26 protein-coding genes are annotated in these 25,258 nt (G+C 61.8%); 18 read left to right on the top strand and 8 right to left on the bottom strand.

Annotated features, from left to right (window positions below; all coding sequences use genetic code 11):
• The first annotated feature begins 567 nt into the window (after positions 1-567).
• On the top strand, positions 568-774 hold the full coding sequence (locus ACP7BV_RS17010; RefSeq protein ID WP_426105496.1) for a hypothetical protein: 207 nt from the start codon (positions 568-570) through the stop codon (positions 772-774).
• Between the two features lie 102 nt (positions 775-876).
• On the opposite strand, the gene ACP7BV_RS17005 is transcribed toward ACP7BV_RS17010, so the two are convergent.
• Genes ACP7BV_RS17005 through ACP7BV_RS16995 form a run of 3 tightly spaced genes read right to left on the bottom strand, consistent with a single transcriptional unit; the run spans position 877 to position 2,798 of the window.
• Positions 877-1,317 carry an acyl-CoA thioesterase gene (locus ACP7BV_RS17005; RefSeq protein WP_426105495.1) on the bottom strand — a complete coding sequence of 147 codons (441 nt, stop codon included), beginning with the start codon at positions 1,315-1,317 and terminating at the stop codon, positions 877-879.
• Positions 1,317-2,270, bottom strand: a complete 954-nt coding sequence (hslO, locus tag ACP7BV_RS17000) for an Hsp33 family molecular chaperone HslO (protein ID WP_426105493.1) — start codon at positions 2,268-2,270, stop codon at positions 1,317-1,319. The genes ACP7BV_RS17005 and hslO overlap by 1 nt, the downstream gene beginning before the upstream one ends.
• 3 nt (positions 2,271-2,273) lie before the next feature.
• Positions 2,274-2,798: a gamma carbonic anhydrase family protein gene (locus tag ACP7BV_RS16995; protein ID WP_426105491.1), complete on the bottom strand. Its 525-nt coding sequence runs from the start codon at positions 2,796-2,798 to the stop codon at positions 2,274-2,276.
• A gap of 158 nt (positions 2,799-2,956) precedes the next feature.
• Between ACP7BV_RS16995 and ACP7BV_RS16990 the strand changes: the two genes are divergently transcribed.
• The 9 genes from ACP7BV_RS16990 to bamC all read left to right on the top strand — a co-directional run bounded on the left by ACP7BV_RS16990 (position 2,957) and on the right by bamC (position 11,162).
• Positions 2,957-3,838 (top strand): alpha/beta fold hydrolase, encoded by an 882-nt coding sequence (locus tag ACP7BV_RS16990; RefSeq protein WP_426105490.1) that lies wholly within the window; start codon positions 2,957-2,959, stop codon positions 3,836-3,838.
• A gap of 69 nt (positions 3,839-3,907) precedes the next feature.
• Complete coding sequence (locus ACP7BV_RS16985) at positions 3,908-4,738, top strand: 3',5'-nucleoside bisphosphate phosphatase (protein WP_426105488.1); 831 nt, start codon at positions 3,908-3,910, stop codon at positions 4,736-4,738.
• A 121-nt stretch (positions 4,739-4,859) separates the two neighbouring features.
• A complete protein-coding gene (gene htpX / locus ACP7BV_RS16980) occupies positions 4,860-5,735 on the top strand; it encodes a protease HtpX (RefSeq protein ID WP_426105487.1) in 876 nt (291 codons plus the stop codon).
• 28 nt (positions 5,736-5,763) lie between these two features.
• The gene (locus tag ACP7BV_RS16975; RefSeq protein ID WP_426105485.1) at positions 5,764-6,387 is read left to right on the top strand and encodes an L-threonylcarbamoyladenylate synthase; all 624 of its coding nucleotides are present in this window, start codon (positions 5,764-5,766) and stop codon (positions 6,385-6,387) included.
• A gap of 45 nt (positions 6,388-6,432) precedes the next feature.
• Entirely contained in the window at positions 6,433-7,170 is a 738-nt protein-coding gene (locus ACP7BV_RS16970) for a site-2 protease family protein (RefSeq protein WP_426105484.1), read from the top strand.
• A 53-nt stretch (positions 7,171-7,223) separates the two neighbouring features.
• Positions 7,224-8,426, top strand: coding sequence for a tryptophan--tRNA ligase (locus ACP7BV_RS16965; protein WP_426105482.1), 1,203 nt, complete (start codon positions 7,224-7,226; stop codon positions 8,424-8,426).
• Positions 8,426-9,004 (top strand): class I SAM-dependent methyltransferase, encoded by a 579-nt coding sequence (locus ACP7BV_RS16960; RefSeq protein ID WP_426105481.1) that lies wholly within the window; start codon positions 8,426-8,428, stop codon positions 9,002-9,004. Before ACP7BV_RS16965 ends, ACP7BV_RS16960 begins: the two co-directional genes overlap by 1 nt.
• 61 nt (positions 9,005-9,065) lie before the next feature.
• Positions 9,066-9,950, top strand: coding sequence for a 4-hydroxy-tetrahydrodipicolinate synthase (gene dapA, locus ACP7BV_RS16955; RefSeq protein WP_426105479.1), 885 nt, complete (start codon positions 9,066-9,068; stop codon positions 9,948-9,950).
• A 60-nt stretch (positions 9,951-10,010) separates the two neighbouring features.
• On the top strand, positions 10,011-11,162 hold the full coding sequence (gene bamC / locus ACP7BV_RS16950; RefSeq protein WP_426105477.1) for an outer membrane protein assembly factor BamC: 1,152 nt from the start codon (positions 10,011-10,013) through the stop codon (positions 11,160-11,162).
• A gap of 175 nt (positions 11,163-11,337) precedes the next feature.
• Here the strand turns inward: bamC and ACP7BV_RS16945 are convergent, their stop codons facing one another.
• The 3 genes from ACP7BV_RS16945 to ACP7BV_RS16935 all read right to left on the bottom strand — a co-directional run bounded on the left by ACP7BV_RS16945 (position 11,338) and on the right by ACP7BV_RS16935 (position 13,521).
• On the bottom strand, positions 11,338-11,604 hold the full coding sequence (locus ACP7BV_RS16945; RefSeq protein WP_426105476.1) for a hypothetical protein: 267 nt from the start codon (positions 11,602-11,604) through the stop codon (positions 11,338-11,340).
• Between the two features lie 305 nt (positions 11,605-11,909).
• Entirely contained in the window at positions 11,910-12,389 is a 480-nt protein-coding gene (locus ACP7BV_RS16940; RefSeq protein ID WP_426105474.1) for a hypothetical protein, read from the bottom strand.
• Between the two features lie 10 nt (positions 12,390-12,399).
• Positions 12,400-13,521, bottom strand: a complete 1,122-nt coding sequence (locus ACP7BV_RS16935; protein WP_426105473.1) for a JmjC domain-containing protein — start codon at positions 13,519-13,521, stop codon at positions 12,400-12,402.
• Positions 13,522-13,601: 80 nt separating this feature from the next.
• Here ACP7BV_RS16935 and ACP7BV_RS16930 point away from each other — a divergent pair, with 80 nt between their 5' ends.
• Together ACP7BV_RS16930 and ACP7BV_RS16925 are read left to right on the top strand one after the other, a co-directional pair.
• The gene (locus ACP7BV_RS16930; protein ID WP_426105545.1) at positions 13,602-14,153 is read left to right on the top strand and encodes an FKBP-type peptidyl-prolyl cis-trans isomerase; all 552 of its coding nucleotides are present in this window, start codon (positions 13,602-13,604) and stop codon (positions 14,151-14,153) included.
• A gap of 207 nt (positions 14,154-14,360) precedes the next feature.
• Complete coding sequence (locus ACP7BV_RS16925; RefSeq protein WP_426105472.1) at positions 14,361-17,135, top strand: M16 family metallopeptidase; 2,775 nt, start codon at positions 14,361-14,363, stop codon at positions 17,133-17,135.
• Between the two features lie 104 nt (positions 17,136-17,239).
• Here the strand turns inward: ACP7BV_RS16925 and ACP7BV_RS16920 are convergent, their stop codons facing one another.
• Both ACP7BV_RS16920 and mutS read right to left on the bottom strand, forming a co-directional pair.
• Positions 17,240-18,199 carry a hypothetical protein gene (locus tag ACP7BV_RS16920; protein WP_426105470.1) on the bottom strand — a complete coding sequence of 320 codons (960 nt, stop codon included), beginning with the start codon at positions 18,197-18,199 and terminating at the stop codon, positions 17,240-17,242.
• Complete coding sequence (gene mutS, locus ACP7BV_RS16915) at positions 18,196-20,784, bottom strand: DNA mismatch repair protein MutS (RefSeq protein ID WP_426105544.1); 2,589 nt, start codon at positions 20,782-20,784, stop codon at positions 18,196-18,198. The genes ACP7BV_RS16920 and mutS overlap by 4 nt, the downstream gene beginning before the upstream one ends.
• 203 nt (positions 20,785-20,987) lie before the next feature.
• Here mutS and ACP7BV_RS16910 point away from each other — a divergent pair, with 203 nt between their 5' ends.
• The 6 genes from ACP7BV_RS16910 to ACP7BV_RS16885 all read left to right on the top strand — a co-directional run bounded on the left by ACP7BV_RS16910 (position 20,988) and on the right by ACP7BV_RS16885 (position 25,121).
• Positions 20,988-22,379, top strand: a complete 1,392-nt coding sequence (locus tag ACP7BV_RS16910; RefSeq protein ID WP_426105469.1) for a tyrosine-type recombinase/integrase — start codon at positions 20,988-20,990, stop codon at positions 22,377-22,379.
• Positions 22,380-22,503: 124 nt separating this feature from the next.
• On the top strand, positions 22,504-22,734 hold the full coding sequence (locus ACP7BV_RS16905; protein ID WP_426105468.1) for a hypothetical protein: 231 nt from the start codon (positions 22,504-22,506) through the stop codon (positions 22,732-22,734).
• A 28-nt stretch (positions 22,735-22,762) separates the two neighbouring features.
• Positions 22,763-23,176 (top strand): hypothetical protein, encoded by a 414-nt coding sequence (locus ACP7BV_RS16900; protein WP_426105467.1) that lies wholly within the window; start codon positions 22,763-22,765, stop codon positions 23,174-23,176.
• A complete protein-coding gene (locus tag ACP7BV_RS16895; RefSeq protein ID WP_426105466.1) occupies positions 23,176-24,207 on the top strand; it encodes a transposase in 1,032 nt (343 codons plus the stop codon). The genes ACP7BV_RS16900 and ACP7BV_RS16895 overlap by 1 nt, the downstream gene beginning before the upstream one ends.
• 100 nt (positions 24,208-24,307) lie before the next feature.
• Positions 24,308-24,673: a hypothetical protein gene (locus ACP7BV_RS16890; RefSeq protein ID WP_426105465.1), complete on the top strand. Its 366-nt coding sequence runs from the start codon at positions 24,308-24,310 to the stop codon at positions 24,671-24,673.
• Complete coding sequence (locus ACP7BV_RS16885; protein ID WP_426105463.1) at positions 24,666-25,121, top strand: hypothetical protein; 456 nt, start codon at positions 24,666-24,668, stop codon at positions 25,119-25,121. Before ACP7BV_RS16890 ends, ACP7BV_RS16885 begins: the two co-directional genes overlap by 8 nt.
• Positions 25,122-25,258 lie beyond the last annotated feature (137 nt).

The following is a 25,258-nucleotide window of genomic DNA, read 5'->3' as shown; positions in this document are numbered from 1 at the left end:
GGCTGGGCAAGCAACATTACACCTTGCTGCTTGTTGCAGCCGTTGGAAGCGCTAGTGCCTGAGCGGGGCCGTGGCGCCGGCGCTGCCGGTCTGTCCCATCATGGGGACATGTTCGGGTGGCATGCCATCTTTGAACATGGTCTCATAACGGGACAACTTCGGAACATTGGCCGAATCTGTCGAGCTGGTTCCAGCAGGTTTGCGTTAAACGTCAATGACAGCTACAACGGCGCGAAGGCGCTGTAAGTCGGTGTCTGCTTTGGGGCGATAGCGGCCTGTCGGTAAAGTCCGTGACTTTTTCCGTTTGGCAGCGTGCTATGCTGATGCAAACGCCCGAGTTCGGCCAGCAGCGGCCATTCGGGCGGCTCAAGTTTCAATCGAGCGGACGCTTAACTGCGCCGCCCATCTTTCACGTTAGGATTTTTAAATGGGCCTCTTCGGGTTTGGAAAAAAATAACTCAGCCAGTTGACCGCTATGCCGGAAAGCCGTTTCTCAAGCTTGTCGACTCATTCGTATTGAAGTGTATTGATCAGCTTGATGCATCACAGGAGACGCTTCTAGTACATATGACCCCCAAGCTGCATGAAGTCTATGCAACCGGTGGTACATGGGAAGAGATCGTGGTGGCCCAACTTCACTTTCCTCCTAATATTCGCGAAGCTATTCAAGCAATGTGGGAGAAGAACCAAAAGATCGCTAAGCAAAATGGCGCAACGCTTACACCAATGCAATTCGTTGAAATATTCGTCGCGAACAATGTAGAAGCCCCCTAATACTGAGTGTACTGCGCAAAGTTTTGAACGTCTGGTTTGGGGCGATTGCTGTCGTTCGAGTAGTCAAATTAGCGCAGCTTCGCTTGGCCTGCTGCCAGCCGATCAAGGCGTCAGCGATTCGCCGCGAATGGTGTCGAGCACACAGCGCACCGGCGCCGGAATCGACACCGCCCGATTGCTGCTGCGCTCAACATACACATGCACGAAGTGGCCCGCCGCGCACGGAAGGCGATCGTCATTGCGGTACAGCGCGATCTCATAGCGCACACTTGAGTTGCCAAGCTTTGCCACCCGTATCCCCGCATGAATCACATCCGGGAACGAGACGGAACTGAAGTACGAGCAGCCGCTGTCGACCACAAAGCCCACCACCTCACCCTTGTGAATATCGAGCACGCCCCGCTCAATCAAGAACTGGTTCACCGCCGTATCAAAATACGAGTAATACACGACATTATTGACATGCCCGTACCCATCGTTATCCATCCAGCGCGTGGGAATGGCAAGAAAGTGCGCAAACGCGCTGCGGGGCGTGTCGCGCATCAGTGCTTGCTGTCGCTGGCGGGAATCAACACTTCCACCGGCGTGTCGCCGGCGAACAGCTGCGCGCAGTCGACCTTGTCGAACGCGTAGTGCTTGCCGCAAAAGTCGCAGTTGATGCCCAGCTGGCCCAGCTCGTCGAGCGCCGAATCGACTTCGTCGCGGCCCAGCATCTTGAGCATATTGCCCACTTTTTCGCGCGTACAGCCGCAATGAAATTGCGGGTGCGCCGGCTCGAACACGCGGATCGTCTCTTCCCAGAACAGGCGCTCCATCAGCGTCTGAATGCCGGTCGAGAGCAGCTCGGGCTGCTTGAGCGTGGAGGCCAGCATCACGGCGCGGTTCCACGTCTCAAGGTCTTCCGCTTCGCTGGCCTGGACGCTCTGGTCTTCCTTGCCGCTGTGGCGCGGCAGCTTTTGCAGCAGCAGCCCGCGCGAGACTTGCCCGTCGGCGGCCAGCCACAGGCGCGTGTCGAGCTGCTCGGAACGCAGCATGTAGTTCTCGATCACGGTGGCCATGTCGTCCCCGTCGAGCGGTACGATGCCCTGGTAGGGTTGCTGGCCCGGCATTTTGTCGATCGGGTCGAGCGTAATGACGAAGCGCCCCTTGCCGCTCACGTTGAGCAGGTCGGTCAGGGTCGCGCCTTCGGCCACCGTTGCCCCTTCAATCACCTTGGCCGTGGCGCGCAGGCGCAGCGCCGAGTCGCACTCGACGACCAGCAAGCGCACCGGGCCGTCGCCGTGGATCTGCATCACGATCGCGCCATTGAACTTGAGGTTGGCCGACAGCAAAGCGGCCGCAGCCACCATTTCGCCCAGCAAGGTCTTGACCGCAACAGGGTAGTCGTGGTGCTGGACGATGTCGCGCCAGGTGTCGGAAATTTCAACAAACTCGCCGCGCACGGCGGCATTGTCGAAGATGAATTTTTGCAGGGTATCTGTGGTGTCTGTCGTCATGGCTTATCCAATTTTTTTCAATTCTGTCTTGAACAGTCGCCCGCGCGCCACGTAGCTGGCCGCGCTCAGTTCCAGGCGTCCGATCGCTTCGGCGTCCAGCGTGCGCACCACCTTGGCGGGCGCGCCGACGATCAGCGAATAGTCGGGAAACTCCTTGCCTTCAGTAACCAGCGCACCCGCGCCGACCAGGCAACCCTTGCCGATCTTGGCGCCATTCAGAATCACGGCCTGAATGCCGATCAGCGAGCCGTCGCCCACCGTGCAGCCGTGCAGCATGGCCTGGTGGCCGATGGTGACGTTGGCGCCGATGGTCAACGGAAAGCCCATGTCGGTATGCATGACCGTGCCTTCCTGTACATTGCTACCCTTGCCGATGGTGATGCGCTCGTTGTCGCCGCGAATCGTCACGCCCGACCACACCGAGGTGTCCTGTTCCAGCGTCACCTTGCCGATCAGGGTGGCAGAGTCGGCCACGTAAGCCGATGCGTCGATCTCGGGAGCGTGCTCGCCCAACTGGTAGATAGCCATGGTGTCTTTGTTCTGAGTGGGAAAGGGAAGCGCTATTTTACGCCCTTGTGGCGCCGTGCCGGGCTTTGCCGGCCCGACTGCCTGAAATGGCGCCAAAGCGCGACAATGCAATAGTCCGGTATAATAGAACGGTCGTACTTTTATCTATAAGGCAAGTCATGCTAGCGTCCCGATCCGAATTCATCACCGTGCGCGGCCTGCGCAGCCACGTGCGCCACTGGGGCCGCGAGGGCGCGCCCAAGATCTTCATGGTGCATGGCTGGATGGACGTGGCCGCGTCGTTCCAGTTCGTCGTCGATTGCCTCAAGGGCGACTGGCATGTCATCGCGCCCGACTGGCGCGGTTTTGGCCTGTCCGAGCGCACCCATTCCGACACCTACTGGTTCCCCGACTACGTAGCCGACCTGGACGTCATGCTGGAGCATTATTCGCCGGGCGAGGCGGTCAATCTGCTGGGCCACAGCATGGGCGGCAATGTGGTCAGCCTGTACGCCGGCGTGCGCCCCGAGCGGGTGCGACGCCTGATCAACCTGGAAGGCTTCGGCCTGCAATCGACGCTGCCCGAGCAATCGCCCATTCGCTACGCCAAGTGGCTGGCCGAACTGCGCGAGCCGCCCACGCTGCGCAGCTACCCGAGCCGGCAGGCGGTGGCCGCGCGCTTGCAAAAAACCAATCCGCGCCTGCTGGACGCGCGCGCCGACTTCCTGTCGCAGCACTGGGCGGCCGAAAACGCGGCCGGCGAATGGGAAATCCTGGGCGACCCGGCCCACAAGAAGCCGTCGCCTTCGCTGTACCGGGTGGAAGAAGTGCTCGCTTGCTGGAAAAAAATCACCGCGCCCGTACTGTGGGTCGAGGCTGACGACACCAATATGTGGCTGTGGATGGGCCCCAAGCCGGAAGCGCGCATCGAGATCGACCGCCGCCTGGCGCATATCGCCAACGTCAGCGCGCGCATGATGCCCGACGCCGGCCACATGCTGCACCACGACCAGCCGGAAATGCTGGCGGCGATGCTGGAGCAATTCCTGGCCGAAAGCTGAGCACGCCACAGGGATTTTTCGCAGGCAGCGTACAATGGAGCCTTCTTTTGTCAGCCGGTGTTTTCAGGTATGAATGTAGATTTGCATTGTCACTCGAACGTGTCGGACGGGGTGCTCGCGCCGGCCGCCGTGGCCAAGTATGCGCATGATGCCGGCGTCAATGCCTGGGCCCTGACCGACCATGATGAAGTGAGCGGCATCGGCCGCGCGCGTGACGCCGCCGCCGCGCTGGGCATGCACTTTGTGCCGGGCGTGGAAATATCGGTGACGTGGGCGGGCGAAACGGTGCATATCGTCGGCCTGCAGATCGATCCGACCTCCGAAGGCTTGACGGCCGGCCTGGCCGCCACCCGCAGCGGGCGCGACGCGCGCGGGCGCGAGATGGCCGCGCAACTGGCCCGGGCCGGCATTCCCGGCGCCTATGAGGGTGCGCTTAAGTATGTCGACAATCCCGACCTGATGTCGCGCACCCATTTTGCGCGCTACCTGGTCGAGTGCGGCGCTTGCGCGAACATTCCGGAAGTGTTTCGTAAATACCTGACCGAAGGCAAGCCGGGGTATGTGCCGCACCGCTGGGCCAGCCTGACGCAGGCCATGGGCTGGATCAAAGGTGCGGGCGGCGTGGCCGTGATTGCCCATCCGGGGCGCTACAAGTTCAATATTACGGCACAGGCCGCCTTGTTCGATGAATTCAAGGACTTGGGCGGCACGGCGATCGAGGTGGTCACGGGCAGTCATAGTGCCGCCCAGTATCAGGTGTATGCGGAGCATGCGCGCAGGTATGGTTTCCTGGCGTCGCGCGGGACCGATTTTCATGCGCCTGGTGAATCGCGCATCGATTTCGCCGCGCTGCCGCCATTGCCATCTAGCCTCACACCGGTGTGGCACGACTGGTTTTGAGAGCTGCAGCTTATCGCGATGCGCTGCGATGCAATGCGGGGCAATGCGGGCCCCTTGTTTTTCGCGCCAACCAGCCTTACCTATTCACTCTGACAACCATCCACAGCCCCGGAGGCTTGCCATGAAACGCATCGTTCTTTTTTTGGTTACCAACATCGCCGTCTTGCTGGTGCTGTCGCTGGTACTGACCGTCTTCGGTATTGGTCGGGGCGTGAGCGCGTCCGGCATCAATGTCGGCCAGCTGCTGGTGTTTTCAGCCGTCGTCGGTTTTACCGGTTCCATCGTTTCTCTGCTGTTGAGCAAGACCATGGCCAAGTGGTCCACGGGCGCGCGGGTGATCGACACGCCCGCCAACGCCAACGAAGCATGGCTGGTCGCCACCGTGCGCAAGCTGGCCGACAGCGCCCACATCGGCATGCCCGACGTCGCCATTTACGAGGGCGAAGCGAACGCCTTTGCAACAGGCGCCTTCAAGAACTCCGCCCTGGTGGCCGTCTCCACGGGCCTGCTGTCGAGCATGAATCAAGATGAAATCGAAGCCGTGCTCGGCCACGAAATTGCGCACGTTGCCAACGGCGACATGGTCACGCTCACGCTGATCCAGGGTGTGGTCAATACCTTTGTCGTGTTCCTGGCGCGGGTGGTCGGCTTTGTGGTCGACAAGGTCTTGCTGCGCAATGACAATCGCGGCCCCGGCATCGGGTACATGGTCACGGTGTTCGTCTGCGAACTGCTGTTCGGCCTGGTGGCATCGATCATCGTGGCCTGGTTCTCGCGCCAGCGCGAGTTTCGCGCCGACGCCGGCTCGGCCAAATTGCTGGGCAGCCCGATGCCGATGCAGCGCGCGCTGCGGCGCCTGGGCGGCATGGCGCCGGACGCCTTGCCGTCGTCGATGGCGGCCTTTGGCATCGCCGGCGGCGGGCGCAGTTGGGGGGCGCTGTTTTCCACCCACCCGCCAATGGAGCAGCGCATTGCCGCGCTTGACCAACTACGCTGAGATTTTTTACGCTGAATGTTCCTGACCGATGACCCAATTTTTCCAGATCCACCCGGACAACCCGCAAGCGCGCCTGATCAAGCAGGCCGCGCAGATCATCCATGCCGGCGGGATCGTCGCGCTGCCGACCGACTCCTGCTACGCGCTGGTGTGCCACCTGGACGACAAGGCGGCGGTCGAAAAACTGCGCCGCATCCGCGGCATCGATGACCGGCACCACTTGACGCTGCTGTGCCGCGACCTGTCCGAAATCGGCGCCTATGCACGCGTGGACAACAAGCAGTTCCGCTTCCTGAAGGCGGCCACGCCGGGCCCGTTCACGGTGATCCTGGAAGCCACGCGCGAAGTGCCGCGCCGCCTGTCGCATCCGTCGCGCAAGACCATCGGCCTGCGCGTGCCGGAAAACGCCATTGCCCAGGCCTTGCTCGCGGAACTCGGCCAGCCCTTGCTGGGCACCACGCTCATTCTCAGCGGCGAGGCCGAACCCTTGACCGACGCCGACAGCATCCGCGAGCGGCTTGAAAAACTGCTCGACCTGATCATCGACGGCGGCGCCTGTTCGATGCAGCCGACCACGGTGGTCGACCTTACCACCGAGACCCCGTCGCTGGTGCGTCAGGGCCGCGGCGACCCGTCCGTATTCGGACTTTGAAGGCGCGCCGACGGGCCGGCCCACCGGCTCTGCTAAAATCGCTGCATGAATAGTGTATCTGGCCAGTTGTTCTGGCTGATGGCGTACGTGATTCCGGTCGTGTTCGCTATTTCGCTGCACGAAGCAGCGCATGGCTATGTCGCCCGTTTTTTCGGCGACTCCACGGCGGCCGACGAAGGTCGCGTCAGCATCAACCCGCTGCGCCACATCGATCCGCTGGGCACCATCTTGCTGCCGCTGGTGGCGTATTGGCTGATCCAGCTGCCGTTCGGCTACGCAAAACCGGTCCCGGTCGACTTTAACCGGCTCGGCAACCCGCGCCGCGATGCGGCATTCGTGGCCTTTGCCGGCCCGGCCGCGAATGCAGCGATGGGAACGCTCTGGGCGCTGCTGGGCCTGTTTGTCAGCGTACGCCAGCCGCTGCTGTGGGAAATGGCCAGGGCGGGCATCCTGGTGAATGCGGCAATGGTTGTATTCAACATGATTCCCGTCCCGCCGCTGGATGGCGGGGAAATCCTGATGAGCCTGCTACCACGGCGGATCGCGACAAAAATGGAAGCGATCCGCTTGCCGCCGGCCAGGCCCAAGAAAACGATCAGGCTGCTGCGGCGCCTGATGCCGTACTGGTTGCTGCGCCGCACGGTGCGGATGGAAGTGTACGACATGTGTATTTTTGCGATGTTCCTGCTGCTCATGAAGTTCCATGTGCTCGACAGGTTCCTGGCCAGGTCGATTTATTATGTGAGCAATGCATTCAAGGCAGTCGTCATCCCCTTTTCCTGAGCTGGCAGCCAAGCTGACAGCGCCATTCATTTTTATACTCTAGAGTTCATTTCATGTATCCAGATCGTGTCGTTTCCGGTATGCGCCCTACGGGCACCATGCACCTTGGCCATTACCATGGCGCTCTCAAGAACTGGGTGCGGATGCAGTCCGAGCAGCCTTGCCTGTTCTTCGTGGCCGACTGGCACGCCTTGACCACGCATTACGACGACCCGACCATCATCGAACGCAGCACCTGGGACATGGTCGTCGACTGGCTCGCGGCCGGCATCGACCCGTCGCAGTCGACGCTGTTCATCCAGTCGCGGGTGCCGGAACACGCCGAACTGCACCTGCTGCTGTCGATGTGCACGCCGCTTGGCTGGCTCGAGCGCGTGCCCACCTACAAAGACCAGATCGACAACCTGACGAGCAAGGATCTGGCCACCTACGGCTTCCTGGGCTACCCCTTGTTGCAGGCGGCCGACGTGCTGATCTACCGCGCCAGCCAGGTGCCGGTGGGCGACGACCAGGTGCCGCACATTGAAATGATGCGCGAGATCGCGCGCCGCTTCAACCACATGTACGGCAAGGAAAAGGGCTTTGAAGAAAAAGCGATGGACGCCGTCAAAAAGCTGGGCAGCAAGCGCGCCAAGCTGTACCTGGAACTGCGTACCGAATACCAGCAGGAAGGCAGGGACGATGCGCTCGCACAAGCCAAGGCCATGCTGGACGACGCCCAAAGCTTGTCGATGATCGACCGCGAACGCCTGTTTGGCTACCTGGAAGGCAGCCGCAAGCTGATCCTGGTGGAGCCGCAAGCCAAGCTGACGGTGGCGTCGCGCCTGCCGGGCCTGGATGGCCGCAAGATGTCCAAGAGCTATGGCAACGCGATTGCGCTGCGCGAAGACAAGGATTCCGTCACCAAGAAAGTGCGCACCATGCCGACCGACCCGGCCCGCGTGCGCCGCACCGATCCGGGCGATCCGCGCAAGTGCCCGGTCTGGCAATTGCATGAAGTCTATTCCGACGACGCCACCAGGGACTGGGTCGTCAAAGGTTGCACCACGGCCGGCATCGGCTGCATCGAATGCAAGCAACCGGTGATTGACGCCATCATCGCCGAACAGGAACCGATGCACGAACGCGCCCAGCAGTATTTGGACGATCCGTCGCTGGTGCGCGCCATCGTTGCCGACGGCTGCGACGCGGCGCGCAAGCTGGCGCAGGAAACCATGCGCGACGTGCGCGAGGCCATGGGCTTGTCGTACAGCTGATGGCGGACGTGTCGGACTGGGTTCGGCGCTTCGCGCCGCTGGTGGGGCAGGGCGACGTGCTCGACCTGGCCTGCGGCGGCGGACGCCACGCGCGCCACTTCGCCGCGCTTGGGCACGCCGTGCTGGCGCTGGACCGCGATGCGGCGGCGCTGGCGGCTTTGGCAGAAGACAAGGTCACCACGCTGCACTTCGACCTGGAAGACGGCGTTTCCCCATGGCCATTTGCGCCGGGGCGCTTTGCCGGCATTGTCGTCACCAATTATTTGCACCGACCGCTGTTCGGGCACCTTGCACGCAGCCTGGCGCCGGACGGCGTCTTGATTTACGAAACATTCGCGATCGGAAATGAGGCCTTCGGCAAACCGTCAAATCCCCACTTTTTGCTGGGCGAGGGAGAGCTGCTGGCGCTGGCCGCCTTGCACGGCCTGCGCGTGCTGGCCTTCGAGGACGGCGTCACGGACGCGCCCAAGGCAGCGATGGTGCAGCGGCTATGCGCCGTCGGACCTGATTTTGCCCGCAGTAAGGCGCAGCTGGAGCCCCACGAGGGCGCCGCAAAGCGCGATTCCAGTCAAGAATGAACCTTTTAGGCGGGGTATCCGCTACAATCAGAGTTTCTTTTACCAGCATCGTCACATACATATGATCAAGGGCAGCATAGTAGCAATCGTCACTCCGATGCATGCGGATGGCAGTCTCGACTATCCCGGCTTGCAAAAGCTGATTGACTGGCACGTCGCCGAAGGCACGGACGGGATCGTCATCGTCGGTACCACAGGCGAATCGGCCACCGTCAGCGTTGCTGAACACTGCGAGCTGATCCGTTTTACGGTCGCGCACGCCAAGGGCCGGATTCCCATCATCGCCGGCGCCGGCGGCAATTCGACCGCCGAAGCGATCAAGCTGTCCGAGTCGGCCAAGGAATTCGGCGCCGACGCCGTGCTGAGCGTGGTGCCGTACTACAACCGGCCTACGCAGGAAGGCATGTACCAGCACTTCAAGGCCATTGCCGAAGCGGTGGATTTGCCCATCATCCTGTACAACGTCCCTGGCCGCACGGTCGCCGACATGTCCAACGAGACGGTGGTGCGCCTGTCGGCCATTCCGAATATTGTTGGCATCAAGGACGCGACCGGCAATATCGGGCGCGGCCTGGAACTGCTGAAACTGGTGCCGAAAAGCTTTGCCGTGTATTCCGGCGACGACCCGACCGCCATCGCGCTGATGCTGTGCGGCGGGGCTGGTAATATTTCGGTGACGGCCAATGTGGCACCCAAGGCTATGCACGAGATGTGCGCGGCTGCCATGGGCGGTGAGATCGCCACGGCAGTCGCCCTCAACAACCAGATCATGGGATTGCATGGCAAGCTGTTCGTCGAGCCCAACCCGGTTCCGGTCAAATGGGCGCTGGCCGAAATGGGCATGATGCCGCCGGGCCTGCGCCTGCCGCTGGTGGCGCTGTCGGCCGACTTCCACGACACCGTCCGCGGCGCGCTGCGCGACGCCGGCGTTCTCCCTACGCCCTGACCCGCAAGGGTTGGGATCATTTCAGACACCGGCCGCTGTTGGCCCTTATCCAGCTACGACATGACTATTCGCACCACATTTACTCCGGCCATGGCCACCGTTATTACTTCCGCGCTGCTGGTCACCCTGACCGGCTGCGGCATGATCAGCTCGGTGATGGAACAAGACCACCTCGACTACCGCGGTGCGAAAAAAGCCGCCAAGCTCGACGTGCCGCCTGACCTGACCCAGCTCGAAAAGGACAACCGCTACGCCGTCCCTGAAGGACGCGGCAGCGCTTCGGCCTCGACCTACCAGGCCGGCCGCACCACCGCCGCCGCCGCTGCGCCCGCCGGTCAGGCCGTCGGCCCGATCAACACCGAAGCGATGCGCGTCGAACGCAATGGCAACCAGCGCTGGCTGGCGGTTAACCAGTCGCCCGAGCAGTTGTTCCCGCAGATCAAGCAGTTCTGGATCGACAATGGCTTCACGCTCGCTGCCGAGTCGGCCACCACCGGCACCATGGAAACGGAATGGACGGAAAACCGCGCCAAGATCCCGCAAGACATCGTGCGCCGCACGCTGGGCAAGGTTATCGATTCGCTGTACGGTTCCGGCGAGCGCGACAAGTACCGCACGCGCCTGGAGCGCACCGCAACCGGCGGCACCGAGGTCTACATCAGCCATCGCGGGGCCGAAGAAGTCTTGACCGGTCCGCACAAGGAAATTCCAACCTGGACCTCGCGCGGCAACGATCCTGACCTGGAAGCGCAATTTCTGAGCAAGCTGGTGGCGCGCCTGTCCGGCGCCGAGGATAACAAGCCGACCGCCGCCTCGAAAGCGGTGGTGGCCAGCGCCGTGGTGGCGCCGCAGCACGCCAAACTGGTGGGCAGCGCCGTGGAAGTCGATGAAGGTTTCGATCGTGCATGGCGCCGTGTGGGCCTGGCGCTGGACCGCGTCGGCTTTACCGTCGAAGACCGCGACCGCGTGCAGGGCGTGTATTTCGTGCGCTTTGTCGACCCGGACATCGCCGCCAAAGATGGCTTTTTCAAGAAACTGTTCACTTTTGGCGAAGCCGACAAGGCCAAGGAAGCGCAGCGTTACCGCGTCGTCGTCAAGACGGCGGCCGGCGCGAGCGTGAGCCAGGTGACGGTGCAGTCGAACGAAGGCAAGCCGGAAGCAACACCGACCGGCGCGAAGATCCTCAAGCTGCTGGGCGACGAACTGAAGTAATCAAGCGTCGTCCACAGCAAAATGCCGTTCAGCTATGCGCTGAACGGCATTTTTTTTCGTGTTTTCAACAGCGTCCGCCTCAGCGCCGCGCAACGCTCCAGCCCGGCATCGGTATCGACAGACGAAAAAAAGCCGACCCGAAGGTCGGCTTTCTTTTTTCAAACCGTGCTGAAAATTACTTAGCAGCCGATGCAGCAGCCGAAGCTGCGGTCGATGCAGCAGCCGAAGCAGCAACAGCAGCGTCAGCAGCAACCGAAGCGGCCGAAGCAGCAACAGCAGCAGCGGTAGCAGCGTCAGCAGCAGGAGCTGGGGTCTCAACAACTGCTGGTGCAGGTGCGGTCTCAACTACTGGAGCAACTGGAGCAACAACTGGCTCTTCTTTTTTAGCGCAAGCAGCCAGAGCAACGGCCAACAGGGAGACGATCAGCAAAGATTTTTTCATGGGTTTTTCCTTAATTAATTCACTATAAATACAATATTTGATGCGATGAATAATTACCGGTAATTATCGCTCGTTAGGGAGATCTCGTAGACTTTCGTACCTGTTATGAGTGCTTACAGACAACGGAAACTTCCTAACCCGCTATTATAGCGAAAAATGGTGCTTCGCAATAGCACAATAATGCTTTTTTGGAAGCGGTTTGTGAACATGCAAGCAAAAATACCCGATCCGGGCACTTGGAATAGACGTTTTACTAATTTTTCCTGAGTTTGCCAAACTAAATTTGGAAAAAGCACGAAATTTTGCTACAAGCCAGTCGTCGTCGCGTGCAGTCCCGGCAGCGATTCCGCCCAGATGCCGGTGAACCGTTCGGCGCTGATTTCGGTCGCCAACGGCGTGTTGAAAACGGCTTCTCCGCGCATGTGATCGCTATGGAAGCGCCGCACGATATGCTCGCCGTCGCCGATGCAGAACGAATCGGTCAGCGTGCGCAGCGCGCGGCTGGTGACCCGACACTCGACCCTGTGGCTGTAATCTTTTAAAAGGCGCAAGAAGCGCGGGTATTCACGCTCGATGAGGCCGGTTTGGTGCATGGCCATCTGCACGTGGCCGCCGCGGGCGAGGAAATCGCGCAGCGCCGCATCGGTGGCGCTTGTGCCGAGCGGGAAAACCGCAAAGTCCGGGTCGAACAGCGACAGCGTCGCGTTTGACCGCGCAACGCAGGCCAGAAAATGGCCTTCGAACTCGGTGCGGGTGGTGAACCGGTTTTCTGCGGCGTCCGTCATAGCAAACCTTTCAGGGAAGTTCGAGCCAGCCATCCTGGTACCAGGTGTAAAGCGCCTCCATCACATCGTCCGAAGCGCCAGCCACGAGCGGGCCGGGCAGGGTGCGCTCGTTGGCCAGCGCGTCGAGCAAGGTCTTGTCGGCCCGGCCCACAGCAAACGATTCGCCATTGATGAACACGTGCTTGCCGCGATACAGCATCAGGGTCTTGAGCGACAGTACCACGCCTTTTTTGGCCACGCTCTGGGCAAAGCGGCCCATCGTCAAGGGCTTGGCAGGCCCGGTGAAAAACACATTATGCTTCGGTTCCGACAAGTGTTCGCCCAGGAAGATCGTCACGTCTTCTTCGGTAAAGCGCACCTTGTTGATTTCCTCGGTAATGGTGGCCAGCATGTGGCGCGGAATTTCCGCGGGATGCTTGGACACTTCCAGTGCCGGGTCGCCGTAGCGTCCTGGCAAGTCGATCGAATCGGCCATGAACTGCAGAAACGCTTCGCCCAGTTCCTGGTACGACGGCGAGCGAAAACCGATCGAATAGGTCATGCACTCGCCAACGGCCACGCCGTCGTGCGCGTAGTGGGGCGGCAGGTACAGCATGTCGCCCGGTTCGAGCAAAAATTCTTCCTGCGGCTTGAAGTTGGCCAGGATCTTGAGCGGCTTGCCTTCGACCAGCGAGAGGTCCTTCTGCGGGCCAATGCGCCAGTGGCGCTTGCCGTGCGCCTGCAGCAGGAACACGTCGTAAGAGTCGAAGTGGGGACCGACGCCGCCGCCATCGGTGGCATAGCTGATCATCAAGTCGTCCAGGCGCGCGTCGGGAATGAAGCGGAACTGGCGCAGCAGCGCGTCGGCGCCCTTGTGGTACAGATTGGCGCCCTGGACCAGCATCGTCCATTGCTTTTGCGTGGTCGGCGGCAGCGTCTCGAGCGGGCCGTGCTGCATGTCCCAGTCGCCGTCGACGCTGGTGATCAGGCGCGACTCGATATGGTTTTGCTTGGCCATCTCGGCCAGCGCGGCCAGCGTGAGCAGCGGCTTGAAGCCGGGGATGGCCTGGCGAATCAGCAGGGGTTTTTTATGCCAATAGTCGCGCAAGAACTCGGCGGGCGTAATGTTGCCTAACAGGGTAGATTTTTTCATGGCCCATTATAACCAAGTCCCGTATCGGGCCAAGGCGTCGGCAGGTATAATCCGGCAGTACACATTGAAAGGAAAGCATGATGAAGATTGCCAAGAATACGGTCGTAACGGTCAATTACAAATTGTCCGACGCGCAAAACAACCTGATCGAAGACGGCAGTCAGCCGATGGTCTACCTGCATGGCGGCTACGAAAACACGCTGCCCAAGATCGAGGAAGAACTCGACGGCAAGGAAGTGGGCTATTCGTCCGTCATCCAGATCGAGCCTGACGACGCCTTTGGCGACTACGATCCGGCACTGGTCAAGGTCGAGCCGCGCAACCGCCTGCCCGAGCCGCTGGAAGTGGGCATGCAGTTCGAAGGCATGCCCGACGCCGACGCCGACGAAGAAGCGATGATCTTCACCGTGACCGACATCGCCGACGACAAGGTCGTTTTGGATGGCAACCATCCGCTGGCCGGCATGGCGCTGCGCTTTGAATTGTCGGTCGCCGGTGTGCGCGCCGCCACCGACGAAGAAATCACCCACGAGCACGTGCACGGCGCCCATGGCCACCACCATGGCGACGAAGACGACGAAGATGGCGACGGCGACGAGGGCGACGCCTTCCGCAGCCATCCCGTGCATTAACAGCGTCCTTTGCTGTCCGGGCGGCGCCGCGCCTTGTTCTGTGCGGCGGCGCCCGGCAACCCAGCGTATGCATACGTTGTCGGGTTGTCAAAATTTATCTTTTCCAACGTCAAATAAACGCATTAGAATGTCACGCGCGCCTCGCGCCTGGTATCGCTGCGCGGCGCACCCTTTGTGCATAGCGCACGCCATTCCAGGAGAACTTGTATGACCACGTTTGTTCCCCGCACGTTTCGCCGCACGCTGCTGGCGGCGTCGCTTGCTCTGATGTCGACCGGCACGCTGAATGCGGCCCCCGCCCCCGGCAAGGTCGACATCGCCATTCCCGATATCGCCTACAAGAAGTTCGTGCTCAAGAACGGGCTCACGCTGCTGGTCCATGAAGACCACAAGGCGCCCGTGGTGGCGGTGAACACCTGGTTTCACGTCGGCTCCAAGAATGAAAAGCTGGGCAAGACCGGCTTTGCCCACTTGTTTGAACACTTGATGTTCAGTGGCAGCGAAAACTTCAACCAAACCTACATCACCGCCATGGAAGGCATCGGCGCGACCGACCTGAACGGCACGACCAACTCCGACCGCACCAATTATTTCGAGAACGTGCCGACCTCGATGCTCGACTATGCGCTGTTCGCCGAGAGCGACCGCATGAGCCATCTGCTCGGTTCGGTCGACCAGAAAAAGCTCGACCTGCAACGCGGCGTGGTCCAAAACGAAAAGCGCCTGGGCGAAAACCAGCCCTACGGCGTCGCCTGGCAACTGCTCACTGAAAACACCTACCCGGTCGGCCACCCGTATTCCTGGACCGTGATCGGTTCCATGAAGGACCTGGATGCGGCGTCCATGCCGGACGTGCAGGAATGGTTCAAGACCAACTACGGCCCCAATAACACCACCATCGTGCTGGCCGGCGACATCACGCCGGAAGCGGCGCTGGCGAAAGTGGAGAAGTACTACGGCGACATTCCCGCCGGCCCGCCGCTGGCCCGCCATGAAGCCTGGATTGCCAAGCGCACCGGCACCCACCGCAGCACGGTCCAGGACCGCGTGCCGGCCAGCCGCGTCTACCGCGTCTGGAACGTGCCGGGCGGGCACACCGCCACCGAACCGCTGCTCGACCTGGCCGCGCGCGTACTGGGCGGGGGCAAGACCAGCCGCTTCTACAAGCGCCTGGTCTACAAGGACCAGCTCGCCACGTCGGCGCAGGCGGAAAACGATTCGTCCGAAATCGGCGGCCAGTTTTCCTTTACCTTGACCGCGCGTCCGGGCGCCGATGTGCGCAAGATGGAGCTGGGCGCCGATGAAGAATTGCGCAACCTGATGAAAGGCGGCCCCACCGCTGCCGAACTCGAGCTGGCCAAGACGGCCATCCTGGCGCAATTTACCCGCATCGTCGAGCGCGTCGGTGGCTTTGGCGGCAAGAGCGACTTGCTCGCCTCATGCCAGACCTACACGGGCAACCCCGACTGCTACAAGGATTACCTGAAGGGCATCAAGGCGGCCACGCCGGCGCAAGTGAAGCAGGCGATGAACGAGTGGCTCAGCGACGGCGACTTCGTGCTCGATGTGCAGCCTTTCCCGACCGAACTGTCGACTACTGCCAAGTTTGATCGCAGCCAAGTTCCCGCGCTCGGCAAGCCGGAAACGCTGAACCTGCCGCCGATGCAGCGGGCCACGCTGTCGAACGGCTTGAAGGTGGTGCTGGCCGAGCGCCACAGCGCGCCGGTGGTGAATTTTTCGATGATGGTCGACAGCGGCTTTGCATCCGATTCCGCCGCGCTGCCGGGCGTTGCCGGTCTGGCGCTGCGCATGCTTGAAGAGGGCACGCAAAAGCGCAGTTCGCCGGTGATCAGCGAACAGTTCGAAGCGCTGGCAGCGAACTACAGCGCGAGCACCAACCTGGACGGCGCCTTTGTGCAGATGAACGTGCTCAAGGCAACCATGCCCAAGGCGCTGGACGTGTACGCCGACATTGTGATGAACCCGGCGTTTTCGCAGATTGAACTAGACCGCCTGAAGAAAGACCGGCTGGCCGCCATCGCGCGCGAGAAAAGCAATCCAAGCATGATGGCGCTGCGCGTCATTCCGGAAATCGTCTATGGCAAGGGCCACGCCTATGCGCTGCCGTTCAGCGGTACCGGCACCGAAGCGGCGGTATCGCGCATGACGCGCGAGGACCTGGTCAAGTACCACCAGGCCTGGTTCAAGCCGAACAACGCCACCTTGCTGGTGGTGGGCGACACGACGCTCGCTGACATCACGCCGCTGCTGGAAAAGGCGTTCGGCGCCTGGAAGGCGGGCGAGGTACCGAAGAAGAACGTGGTCGAAGTCAAGCTGCCTGAAAAGCGTAGCGTGTACCTGATGGACCGTCCGGGCGCGCAGCAAAGCGTGATCTATGCGGTGCAGCTCGCTGCCCCGCGCAATTCGCCCGATGCGGTGCCACTGGAACTGGTCAACGACGTCTTCGGCGGCACGTTCAGCTCGCGCATTAACATGAACCTGCGCGAAGACAAGCACTGGTCGTACGGCGTGAACGCCGGCCTGCATCCGGCCGTGGGCCAGCGCCTGTTCATGAGCGTGTCGCCGGTGCAAACCGACAAGACGCGTGAATCGCTGCAGGAACTGGTGCGCGAGTATGGCGACATCGCCGGCGGCAGGCCGATCACCGCGGCCGAGCTGGCCAGTGCGCAAAGCAACGAGACGCTCGGCTTGCCGGGTTCGTTCGAAACTGCCGGACAGTTGGGCCGCGCGTACGAAACCATTTTGCAGTACAAGCTGCCGGAGAACTACTACAACACCTTTACCCAGACCGTGATGGCGATGACGCCGGCGCAAGCCAACGCCATGGCCGCGCGCTCGATCACGCCCAACAAGCTGGCGTGGGTGGTGGTGGGCGACATGAGCAAGGTTGAAGCTGGCATTCGCGAGCTCAAGCTCGGGGACGTGGTCAAGATCGACGCTGACGGCAAGCCGGTGCAGTAAATTAGATAGAAGCGCAGTGATAGTAATATTGATGATGCCACCTGCACATCGTCCTCGCGAATGCGGGGACGATGTAGTGGAGCATTTATAAGGCACGTTAAACGTTAACGTTCGTCGATCCTGAACATATGCTCGGCCCCCGGCGTGACGTCCACCTGCATCACGCGCGAGCCCACACTGACATGCCCCACGTTCTCGCGCCACGCAATGGCCGGCTCGACCCCATTCGACACCGGCGCCGTATCGATCAACAGCACCTTGCCCTCAAACTTCTTGGCCAGCGCGACAATCTGGCGCCGCGCCGCTGCATACCCATCCTGGGGCGTCTGGTTGCTGCGGCCAAGGCGCGCCAGCAGTCCCGGCTCTTCCTTCAAAATATTCACGTTCCCTTCCGAGAACAGCACCACGCCGGTCAGCTGCTTGTGCTTGGCCTGCGCGAACAGGCGCGTGAGCCAGAAACGGTCCGCCACGGTCCGGTCTTCATACTCGCTGTTGCGCCCGGCCTCGGAGCGGTAGTTATTGTTGTTCGACGGCAGATTCACGGTCGCATACAGCACGTCGCCCATGATCCAGTACGCGTTTTCGGCGTAGCTGCGAAACTTGGCGTTGGCCGACTGGCGCGCCAGCATCAGCGCCCTGGTGCCAAGCGCGTCCGGTTCCTCGTAGAGCAGCTCGCGCAGGCGGTTCAGGCGCTCGATGCTGACCAGGCGCCCGGCCGCGTTTTTGCAGTAGCTCCAGTCGCTCGCCGCAGGAACCACGATCACGGGCCGCTTCGCGCTGTCGAGCATGTCGCGCCGGTGCATGTACAACTCGTCGGTGCACGGTTCCGCGACGCCCTTGACGCCGGTGGCGACCACGAACGCAAGCGGCGCCTTGCGGATGTTGGCGAGCGCCTTTTCAAGCTGCGCTTCCGATGCGCCGCCGGCAAAGGTGTGCCCGATCACGCCGAAGTGGTGCGCGCGGGTTGGGATTGACGCCGGCGCCGGCGTTTGCCTGCTGGCGTGCGCGCCGCCGGCACAGAAAAGCGCCGCCAGCAGCAGCGCGGAGCAGGGCCGCAGCTTCATTCGGACGCCATCCGCTTGAGCTGGTACAGCTGGTCAAGCGCTTCACGGGGGCTCAAGGCGTCCGGATCGATGCCGGCCAGCGCCTCGAGCAGCGCGCTGTTGGCCGCGTGCGGCGGCGAAACGTCCTCCTCCGGTTCCACGCACGGCAGCGCGAACAGGTCGCGCTGCGGCGTGGTTTCGAGCGCCTGCGATTCGAGCCGCGCAAGGTGCTTGCGGGCGGCCTTGATCACCCCTTGCGGCACTCCGGCCAGCTGGGCCACCTGCAGGCCGTAGCTTTGCGATGCGGGGCCGGCCTGCACCGCGTGCAGGAACACGATGCTGTCTTTGTGTTCGACCGCCGACAGGTGCACGTTGGCCGCGCTCGGATGGTTTTCGGGCAGCTGGGTCAATTCAAAATAGTGGGTCGCGAACAGCGTGAAGCTGCGGCTGGTGTCGATCAGGTGGCGCGCGATCGCCCACGCCAGCGCCAGGCCGTCGAAGGTCGAGGTGCCGCGCCCCACTTCATCCATCAGCACCAGCGAATGCTCGGTGGCGCCGTTCAGGATCGCCGCCGATTCGGTCATCTCGACCATGAAGGTGGAGCGTCCTCCGGCCAGGTCGTCGGTGGCGCCGATGCGGGTGAAGATGCGGTCGATCGGCCCGATCACGGCGCTTTTGGCCGGCACGTAGCTGCCCACGTAGGCCAGCAGCGTAATCAGCGCCACCTGGCGCATGAAGGTCGATTTGCCGCCCATGTTCGGGCCGGTAATCAACAGCAGGCGGCGCTCGTCGCGGAACTGGCAGTCGTTGGCGATGAAGCGCTCGATCTGGTTTTCAACCACCGGATGGCGGCCTTCGCAGATATTCAGGCAAGGCTCGCTGACCAGCTGCGGCGCATTCCAGTTGTGCTGCAGCGCGTGGTGCGTGAGCGCGGTGAGCGTGTCGAGCTGCGCCAGGCCTTGCGAGATGGTCTGCAGGCACGCGATGTGGGGCGCGAGGTCGGCGAGCAGCACGTCGTAGAGCTGCTTTTCGCGCACCAGCGCCTTGTCTTGCGCCGACAGGGCTTTGTCCTCGAACACCTTCAGTTCGGGCGTGATGTAGCGCTCCGCGTTCTTCAGGGTCTGGCGCCGGCGGTAGTCGTCGGGCACCTTGTCGGTCTGGCCGTGCGTCACTTCAATATAAAAGCCGTGCACCTTGTTGTATTCGACGCGCAGGTTGGCAATGCCGGTGCGGGCGCGCTCGCGGATTTCCAGGTCGAGCAGGAACTGGCCCGCGTTCTCGGACAGGCCGCGCAGTTCGTCCAGTTCGGCGTCAAAGCCGCGCGCGAACACGCCGCCGTCGCGCACCATGGCGGCAGGTTCCTGCGCCACCGCGCGCACCAGCAGGTCCAGGCATGGCCCGGGCGTGGCGATGGCGTCGTAAATGGATGCCAGCAGCGAAGGCTCGCCTGCGATGAAGCTGCGCTGCACGCAGTTGCGCAGCGCGGGCAACTGCTGCAAGCCGTCGCGCAGGCTGGCCAGGTCGCGCGGGCGCGCCGACAGCAGGGCGATGCGGGTGGTGATGCGTTCGATGTCTGGCACTTGCGAGAGCGTGGCCGCCAGCGCGCCGGCCGCGTCGCTCTGGGCCAGCGAAGCGATGGCAGCATGGCGCGACCGCGCCACGCCCTGGTCGCGCCGCGCATGGTGCAGCCAGTGGCGCAGCAGGCGCGAACCCATCGCCGTGCGGCAGTGGTCGAGCAAGGAGAACAGCGTGGGCGACTCCTGGCCGCGGATGGTTTCGGTCAGTTCCAGGTTGCGCCGGGTGGCGGCGTCCAGGCCGATGAATTCGTTTTCGGTTTCGGTGGTAAGCGAGAGCACGTGCTGCAGGCCCCGGCCCTGGGTTGACTGGGCGTAGCGCAGCAGCGCGCCGGCCGCGCCAAAGGCCGCGCCCAGGCCGTCGGCGCCAAAGCCGGTGAGGGTGGCAACGCCAAGCTGGTCGAGCAGGGCCTTGTGGCCGCCCACGACGTCGAAGTGCCAGTCCGGCACGCGCTGGGTGTGGACCGCAGCGTCGTCTTCGAACAGGTCGGCGCCGTCAGCGCGCAGGATTTCGGCCGGGGCAATGCGTTCGAGTTCCTGCTGCAGGCGCAGGCCGACGGTGCGGCTGTCGCCCGAAAACTCCATCAGTTTCAGGCCGCCGCTGGCCAGCGACAACCAGGCCAGACCGGCAGTGGCAACCTTGCGCTGGCTGATGATGCACACGGCCAGCAAGGGGCGTTCGGCTTTTTCTGGCAGCAGGTCGGCGTCGGTCAGGGTGCCGGGGGTGACCACGCGCAGGACCTTGCGCTCGACCGGGCCCTTGCTGGTGGCCGGGTCGCCGATCTGCTCGCAGATGGCGCACGACTCGCCCAGCTTGACCAGCTTGGCCAAATATGGGTCGAGCGAGTGGAAGGGGATGCCGCACATCTTGATCGGATTGCCGTTCGAGGCGCCGCGCGCGGTGAGCGTGATGCCCAGGATGCGCGCCGCTTTTTCGGCGTCCTCGTGGAACAGCTCGTAAAAGTCGCCCATGCGGTAGAACACCAGCATGGTTGGGTAATCGGCCTTGATGCGCAGGTATTGCTGCATCATTGGCGTGACCTTGCCACCGCCATCCTGCGGCAAACTAATTTGTATATTTTTCAATGACTTACCGACTTCCAAGCGACCTCCAGCAATCCGTTGCGACCCGTTTCGCTCCCTTTCAGGCACCTGTGTCTTTAGCCGCCGGCTAGCCGCGCTGGCCAAAATGGGAGCATACTGGCCCTTCCCGGCTAAAACCAAGAAAGCGCGCCATGAAGGTCCCCCTGAATCAGGATGTCGTTCTGAAAATGAGCTTGTCGCGAAGGCCCGAGCATAAAGCGTCCGCGAGCGGGAAAACCTCTATTGTATATGCCCCCTTTGATGGCGGCGAATACATCACCTACGATTCGAGCCAGAATTCGCCTAGGGGTTTCGGCGTCCGAGTCGGCAAGACCGGCAAGTCCTACATCGTGCAGCGAGCGATCAACGGGAAGGTCACCAAATGGGTGGTCGGCAAGGTCGGCGACCTCACCATCGACGAGGCGCGCGAGAAGGCCCGCGAGGGCATCCAGATCTCGATCAAGCACGGCGTCACGCCCACGAAGGTCGAGCGCGAGCGCGCCGCCAACGAGCTGACCTTGGGCGAGTGCTTCGACGACTACAGGAGCTTTTTGGTCAAGCGCAATCCTCCGGCCAAGGAAAACTCCCTGCTGTCGATGGCGAAGGGGCGCTCGAAGTTCAAGGATTGGGACGACCGCAAGGTGACCTCGCTGTCGTCTAAGATGATTGTCGACCGCTTCGACGCCTTGGTTCCCGCCGGGCGCACGGCCGCCGAAGCCGCATGCCGATGGGCCAACGCCGCGGTCAACCGCGCCATCAAGGTCGAGGCCGAGCAGGCCAAGAGCCAGCGCCGCGACCCGACGCTCGAATACAATCCGTTCATCACGCTCAAGACCCAGGAGATGTATCGCACTCGCGCGCAGCTCGCGCAGGACTACAAGCGCAAGGGCATACGCAATCCCATGGACCCCATGGACAACCTTGGCAAGTGGGTCCAAGCGGTGTGGAACAAGAAGGCGGCCAACCCCACCGGCGCCGACTTTTTGCTGTTGACGCTGCTTTGGGGGATGCGAAAGACCGAGGCCAGCCAGGTCAAGTGGCGCCATCGCATCGACGCGGCCGAAGCCGCTCAGAGCTCTTGGGTCGATCTGGCCAAGAGGAAGGTCTACCTGTTCGACCCTAAGAACCGTTCCGACCATGAGCTGCCCATCGCGCCGTGCGCCCTGGAGCTGCTGCGCCGGCGCGACGAGGAGGGGCCCGGACGCGTGTCGAAGTGGGTCTTTCCGGCGCGCTCGTCTCGCAGCGCGACAGGCCACTACTCCGACTGCAATTCGCTGCTCAAATATGTGCGCGAGGAAGCGGGCATCGACGTGCTGCGTCCACACGACCTGCGGCGCACGTTCGGCCGCATCGCTGAGGACCTAGGATTCCCGTATTCGACCATCCAACGCCTTCTCAATCACGTCCGCATGGCCGACTCCACGGTCAGCTACTCGGAGCAGTCGTGGCCTCGCCTAGCTGAGCGCATGGAACGCTTGGAGGAGGCCATCCTCGGAACCTACCCCGTCGCGCTGGCGGCTCTGCGGCCCGTCGCCACAGCCTAACGATCCGCGAAAGGGGCCGATCTCGCGTCCTGAATATCCAGCCGAGACTTCGCGCCATTTGGATATAATGCGATGACTAAGGCTGGGTCCGCTCGCGACGCCGGCGACATCAAAAGGGCGTAGCTTGGACACTCTTGACGAACGACTGCGGATGGCTCGGGCTCGAAACGAACTCTCGGCGTTGGAGGATGAAACGGCGGTCGAGGAGGATCTCGCGGCCCTGTATCTTTGCATGTCGGCCAAGAAGCTCGGCGAGCTCCGCGCCAAGGACGGCGGCCCAAAGTTCATCAAGCCGACCGAGGCGAACTCCCCCCTGTGTCAAACTGTTGTGAGACAACTTCATCAGTCTAATTAAGGAAGTTGGCACACATATGGAATTGAACATGACACCAGCAGCAGAACACCCATCAGGCATTACGGAACCGGCATCAAGTGCAGAGGTGGTCGCTGTAGCGAGGCGCCGCAAGTTCACGACCGCGTATATGCAGCGCATTGTGCGTGAGGCCGACGCGTGCACGGCGCCAGGCGCCATCGGAGCGCTGTTGCGCCGCGAGGGCCTGTACAGCTCACATCTGAGCAAGTGGCGGCTGCTGATCGCGGCAAGCGATGCGGCCATACCGAACACGAAGCGCGGACCGAAGCCGGATGCGGCCAAAGCGGTGGACAGGCGCGTCGCCAATCTTGAGCTGACCAATGAAAAGCTCACCAAACAGCTTGAGCGGGCCAAGCTCATTATCGCGGCCCAAAAAAAACTTTGCAATCTCCTGGGTTTGCCACCGGAAGAGGATTCACTGTGATGGAGGCGACCTCGGAACTCGTGGCGGAAATGGGCGTGCGCGCCGCCTGCGCCGGCATGGGTCTGGCGCGCGGCAGCTACTACCGTGCCCGCCGAGAAACGCGCCAGGCGCTGCATACGGTACGCCGTCCTCGTCGCTCGCCGCTTGCGCTGAGCGAGGGTGAACGCAAGGAGGTCATCGACGTCCTTCATTCGCCCGAGTATGTCGACGTTGCACCGCGCACGGCGTATGCGATGCTGCTCGATGCAGGGATATTCCTGGCCTCGGTGTCGACCTTCTACCGTATCCTGCGTGCCTGCAGCGGCACGCGTGGACGCCGCGACGAGCTGGTGCACCCGGCCTATACGCGGCCCGAGCTGCTCGCCACGCGGGCCTGTGAGGTGTGGTCGTGGGATATCACCAAGTTGAAGGGGCCGGTCAAGTCGGCGCACTTCCATCTGTACGTCATACTCGATATTTTTAGCCGCTACGTGGTCGGCTGGATGATCGCCGATCGTGAATCGGACCTGCTCGCGGAAGCGCTCATCGGGCACACCTGCGACAAGGAGGGGATCGTACCTGGTCAGCTGACGTTGCACGCGGACCGGGGCGCCGCGATGCGCTCCAAGCTGGTCGCCGATTTGCTCGTCGATCTCGATGTCGTCAAAAGCCATAGCCGCCCTTATACGTCCGATGATAACCCGTACTCTGAAGCGCAATTCAAGACGATGAAGTATCGGCCAGGCTTCCCCGAGCGGTTCCATTCGTTGGACGAAGCGCGTGCCTTCTGCCAGAGGTTCTTTGCTTGGTATAACTATGACCATCGGCACTCTGGAATCGGCTACATGACCCCGGCCGCCGTGCACAACGACGTGGCAAAGATCATCTACGAGCAACGCGATCAGATCCTGCAAAACGCCTTCTCGCGACATCCAAATCGCTTCAAGAACATCAACCCACGGCCCCCGGCACTGCCGACCGAAGCCGGCATCAATATGCCAAAAGCGACAATCCTGGGAGACGTACAGACTGAAAAAAGCTCCCTAAACTAATTGCGAAACCGGTCTCAAATAGTTTGACACGCTCCGCTCTATCGGCCGAAATCAACCGGTTTGCTACGCCATGGGGGAGCTTCGGAAGTGGCGCCAATCCATGTCGGCCTCCAGCAATATGGAAGTGGCGAAGCGTCAAGGCCTGCTTGGCTGGGTCAGCGCTATCGAACCGTTCTGGACGGATCTCCAACATCGCGTGATCGGTCCCGCGCTAGATCAAAACGACGAGCAGTGGCCAGAGCTCTTCTCGCAAGCGGTTGAAGGCCTCGTCCGTGTCGCCTGGCTGTCGCCGCGAGACGCGGTCCGCGAACGCTGGACCAGCGTCGAATCTCATCGGACGATGGTGGGCGAGTTCAATCTAGTCTTGGACGCTGAGAAGCGCGGCGCGCTTGCCCGTCTGGAAGCCACGGAGCTCTCAATTGAATTGCTGCTCGGCGAGTCGGAACGGAGAGCTGAATATGAATAATTTTTTGAAGGTGGGTCCCCTCATTGCAGCCAAATTACGCAAGTATGAATACCGGTCTCTGTTCCCAAATATTTTCCGGAAAAATTACGTTTCGTTTGACAGCGCTCCGGCGAACGAATTGCATGCGATAGCGATCGTGGTTATTTGGGGTCTTCTCTACTGCATATTGCTTTTCGGGTTGAAATATGGGTTTGCAAGCTTGAGACTGGCAAGCCTTCTAAAATGGTTGGGCCTGATTTTTAATCTTTCTGGGACCGTTTGGATTATCGCTGGGGTTATCTACGTGCGTCCGACGAAGAAAGCCACGGATCTCGCCGCTCTGGAAAAACACGTGACCGATACGTTCGCGTCGGCCTCCCGTCACTGCTGTATCGGAGTTACGCTTTTTCTCATAGGGGTGTCTCTTCAAGTCCTTGCCGATGAGAGGTTCGTCATCGCTCTTCAATAGTCAGAATCGCAGAAGATCTTTGGCTGCCAGGAAAAGGATGGCAAAAGCAAAAGTCCCAATTGTCAGCGACATTATTATTCGTGGGACGTCGATAGGCGCTCCATCCTGTTTCGATTTTTGTTTGTCGTCCAAGGCGT

Source organism: Massilia sp. TSP1-1-2 (assembly GCF_049896185.1).
In the GTDB taxonomy this organism is placed as follows: domain Bacteria; phylum Pseudomonadota; class Gammaproteobacteria; order Burkholderiales; family Burkholderiaceae_D; genus Telluria_A.
Note: the sequence above shows the minus strand (reverse complement) of the source record. Positions and strands in the feature narration are given on the sequence as shown.

Excerpts from the sequence above, each read along its gene's own strand:
- ACP7BV_RS16990 (WP_426105490.1), top strand. The coding sequence starts at position 2,957 with ATGCTAGCGTCCCGATCCGAATTCATCACCGTGCGCGGCCTGCGCAGC.
- ACP7BV_RS16960 (WP_426105481.1), top strand. The coding sequence starts at position 8,426 with ATGGCGGACGTGTCGGACTGGGTTCGGCGCTTCGCGCCGCTGGTGGGG.
- ACP7BV_RS16940 (WP_426105474.1), bottom strand. The coding sequence starts at position 12,389 with ATGACGGACGCCGCAGAAAACCGGTTCACCACCCGCACCGAGTTCGAA.
- ACP7BV_RS16890 (WP_426105465.1), top strand. The coding sequence starts at position 24,308 with ATGTCGGCCTCCAGCAATATGGAAGTGGCGAAGCGTCAAGGCCTGCTT.
- mutS (WP_426105544.1), bottom strand. The coding sequence starts at position 20,784 with ATGATGCAGCAATACCTGCGCATCAAGGCCGATTACCCAACCATGCTG.
- ACP7BV_RS16910 (WP_426105469.1), top strand. The coding sequence starts at position 20,988 with ATGAAGGTCCCCCTGAATCAGGATGTCGTTCTGAAAATGAGCTTGTCG.
- ACP7BV_RS16995 (WP_426105491.1), bottom strand. The coding sequence starts at position 2,798 with ATGGCTATCTACCAGTTGGGCGAGCACGCTCCCGAGATCGACGCATCG.
- ACP7BV_RS16925 (WP_426105472.1), top strand. The coding sequence starts at position 14,361 with ATGACCACGTTTGTTCCCCGCACGTTTCGCCGCACGCTGCTGGCGGCG.
- ACP7BV_RS16900 (WP_426105467.1), top strand. The coding sequence starts at position 22,763 with ATGACACCAGCAGCAGAACACCCATCAGGCATTACGGAACCGGCATCA.
- ACP7BV_RS17010 (WP_426105496.1), top strand. The coding sequence starts at position 568 with ATGACCCCCAAGCTGCATGAAGTCTATGCAACCGGTGGTACATGGGAA.
- ACP7BV_RS16970 (WP_426105484.1), top strand. The coding sequence starts at position 6,433 with ATGAATAGTGTATCTGGCCAGTTGTTCTGGCTGATGGCGTACGTGATT.
- ACP7BV_RS16895 (WP_426105466.1), top strand. The coding sequence starts at position 23,176 with ATGGAGGCGACCTCGGAACTCGTGGCGGAAATGGGCGTGCGCGCCGCC.
- bamC (WP_426105477.1), top strand. The coding sequence starts at position 10,011 with ATGACTATTCGCACCACATTTACTCCGGCCATGGCCACCGTTATTACT.
- ACP7BV_RS16885 (WP_426105463.1), top strand. The coding sequence starts at position 24,666 with ATGAATAATTTTTTGAAGGTGGGTCCCCTCATTGCAGCCAAATTACGC.
- htpX (WP_426105487.1), top strand. The coding sequence starts at position 4,860 with ATGAAACGCATCGTTCTTTTTTTGGTTACCAACATCGCCGTCTTGCTG.
- ACP7BV_RS16975 (WP_426105485.1), top strand. The coding sequence starts at position 5,764 with ATGACCCAATTTTTCCAGATCCACCCGGACAACCCGCAAGCGCGCCTG.
- ACP7BV_RS16965 (WP_426105482.1), top strand. The coding sequence starts at position 7,224 with ATGTATCCAGATCGTGTCGTTTCCGGTATGCGCCCTACGGGCACCATG.
- ACP7BV_RS16945 (WP_426105476.1), bottom strand. The coding sequence starts at position 11,604 with ATGAAAAAATCTTTGCTGATCGTCTCCCTGTTGGCCGTTGCTCTGGCT.
- ACP7BV_RS16920 (WP_426105470.1), bottom strand. The coding sequence starts at position 18,199 with ATGAAGCTGCGGCCCTGCTCCGCGCTGCTGCTGGCGGCGCTTTTCTGT.
- hslO (WP_426105493.1), bottom strand. The coding sequence starts at position 2,270 with ATGACGACAGACACCACAGATACCCTGCAAAAATTCATCTTCGACAAT.
- dapA (WP_426105479.1), top strand. The coding sequence starts at position 9,066 with ATGATCAAGGGCAGCATAGTAGCAATCGTCACTCCGATGCATGCGGAT.
- ACP7BV_RS17005 (WP_426105495.1), bottom strand. The coding sequence starts at position 1,317 with ATGCGCGACACGCCCCGCAGCGCGTTTGCGCACTTTCTTGCCATTCCC.
- ACP7BV_RS16930 (WP_426105545.1), top strand. The coding sequence starts at position 13,602 with ATGAAGATTGCCAAGAATACGGTCGTAACGGTCAATTACAAATTGTCC.
- ACP7BV_RS16985 (WP_426105488.1), top strand. The coding sequence starts at position 3,908 with ATGAATGTAGATTTGCATTGTCACTCGAACGTGTCGGACGGGGTGCTC.
- ACP7BV_RS16935 (WP_426105473.1), bottom strand. The coding sequence starts at position 13,521 with ATGAAAAAATCTACCCTGTTAGGCAACATTACGCCCGCCGAGTTCTTG.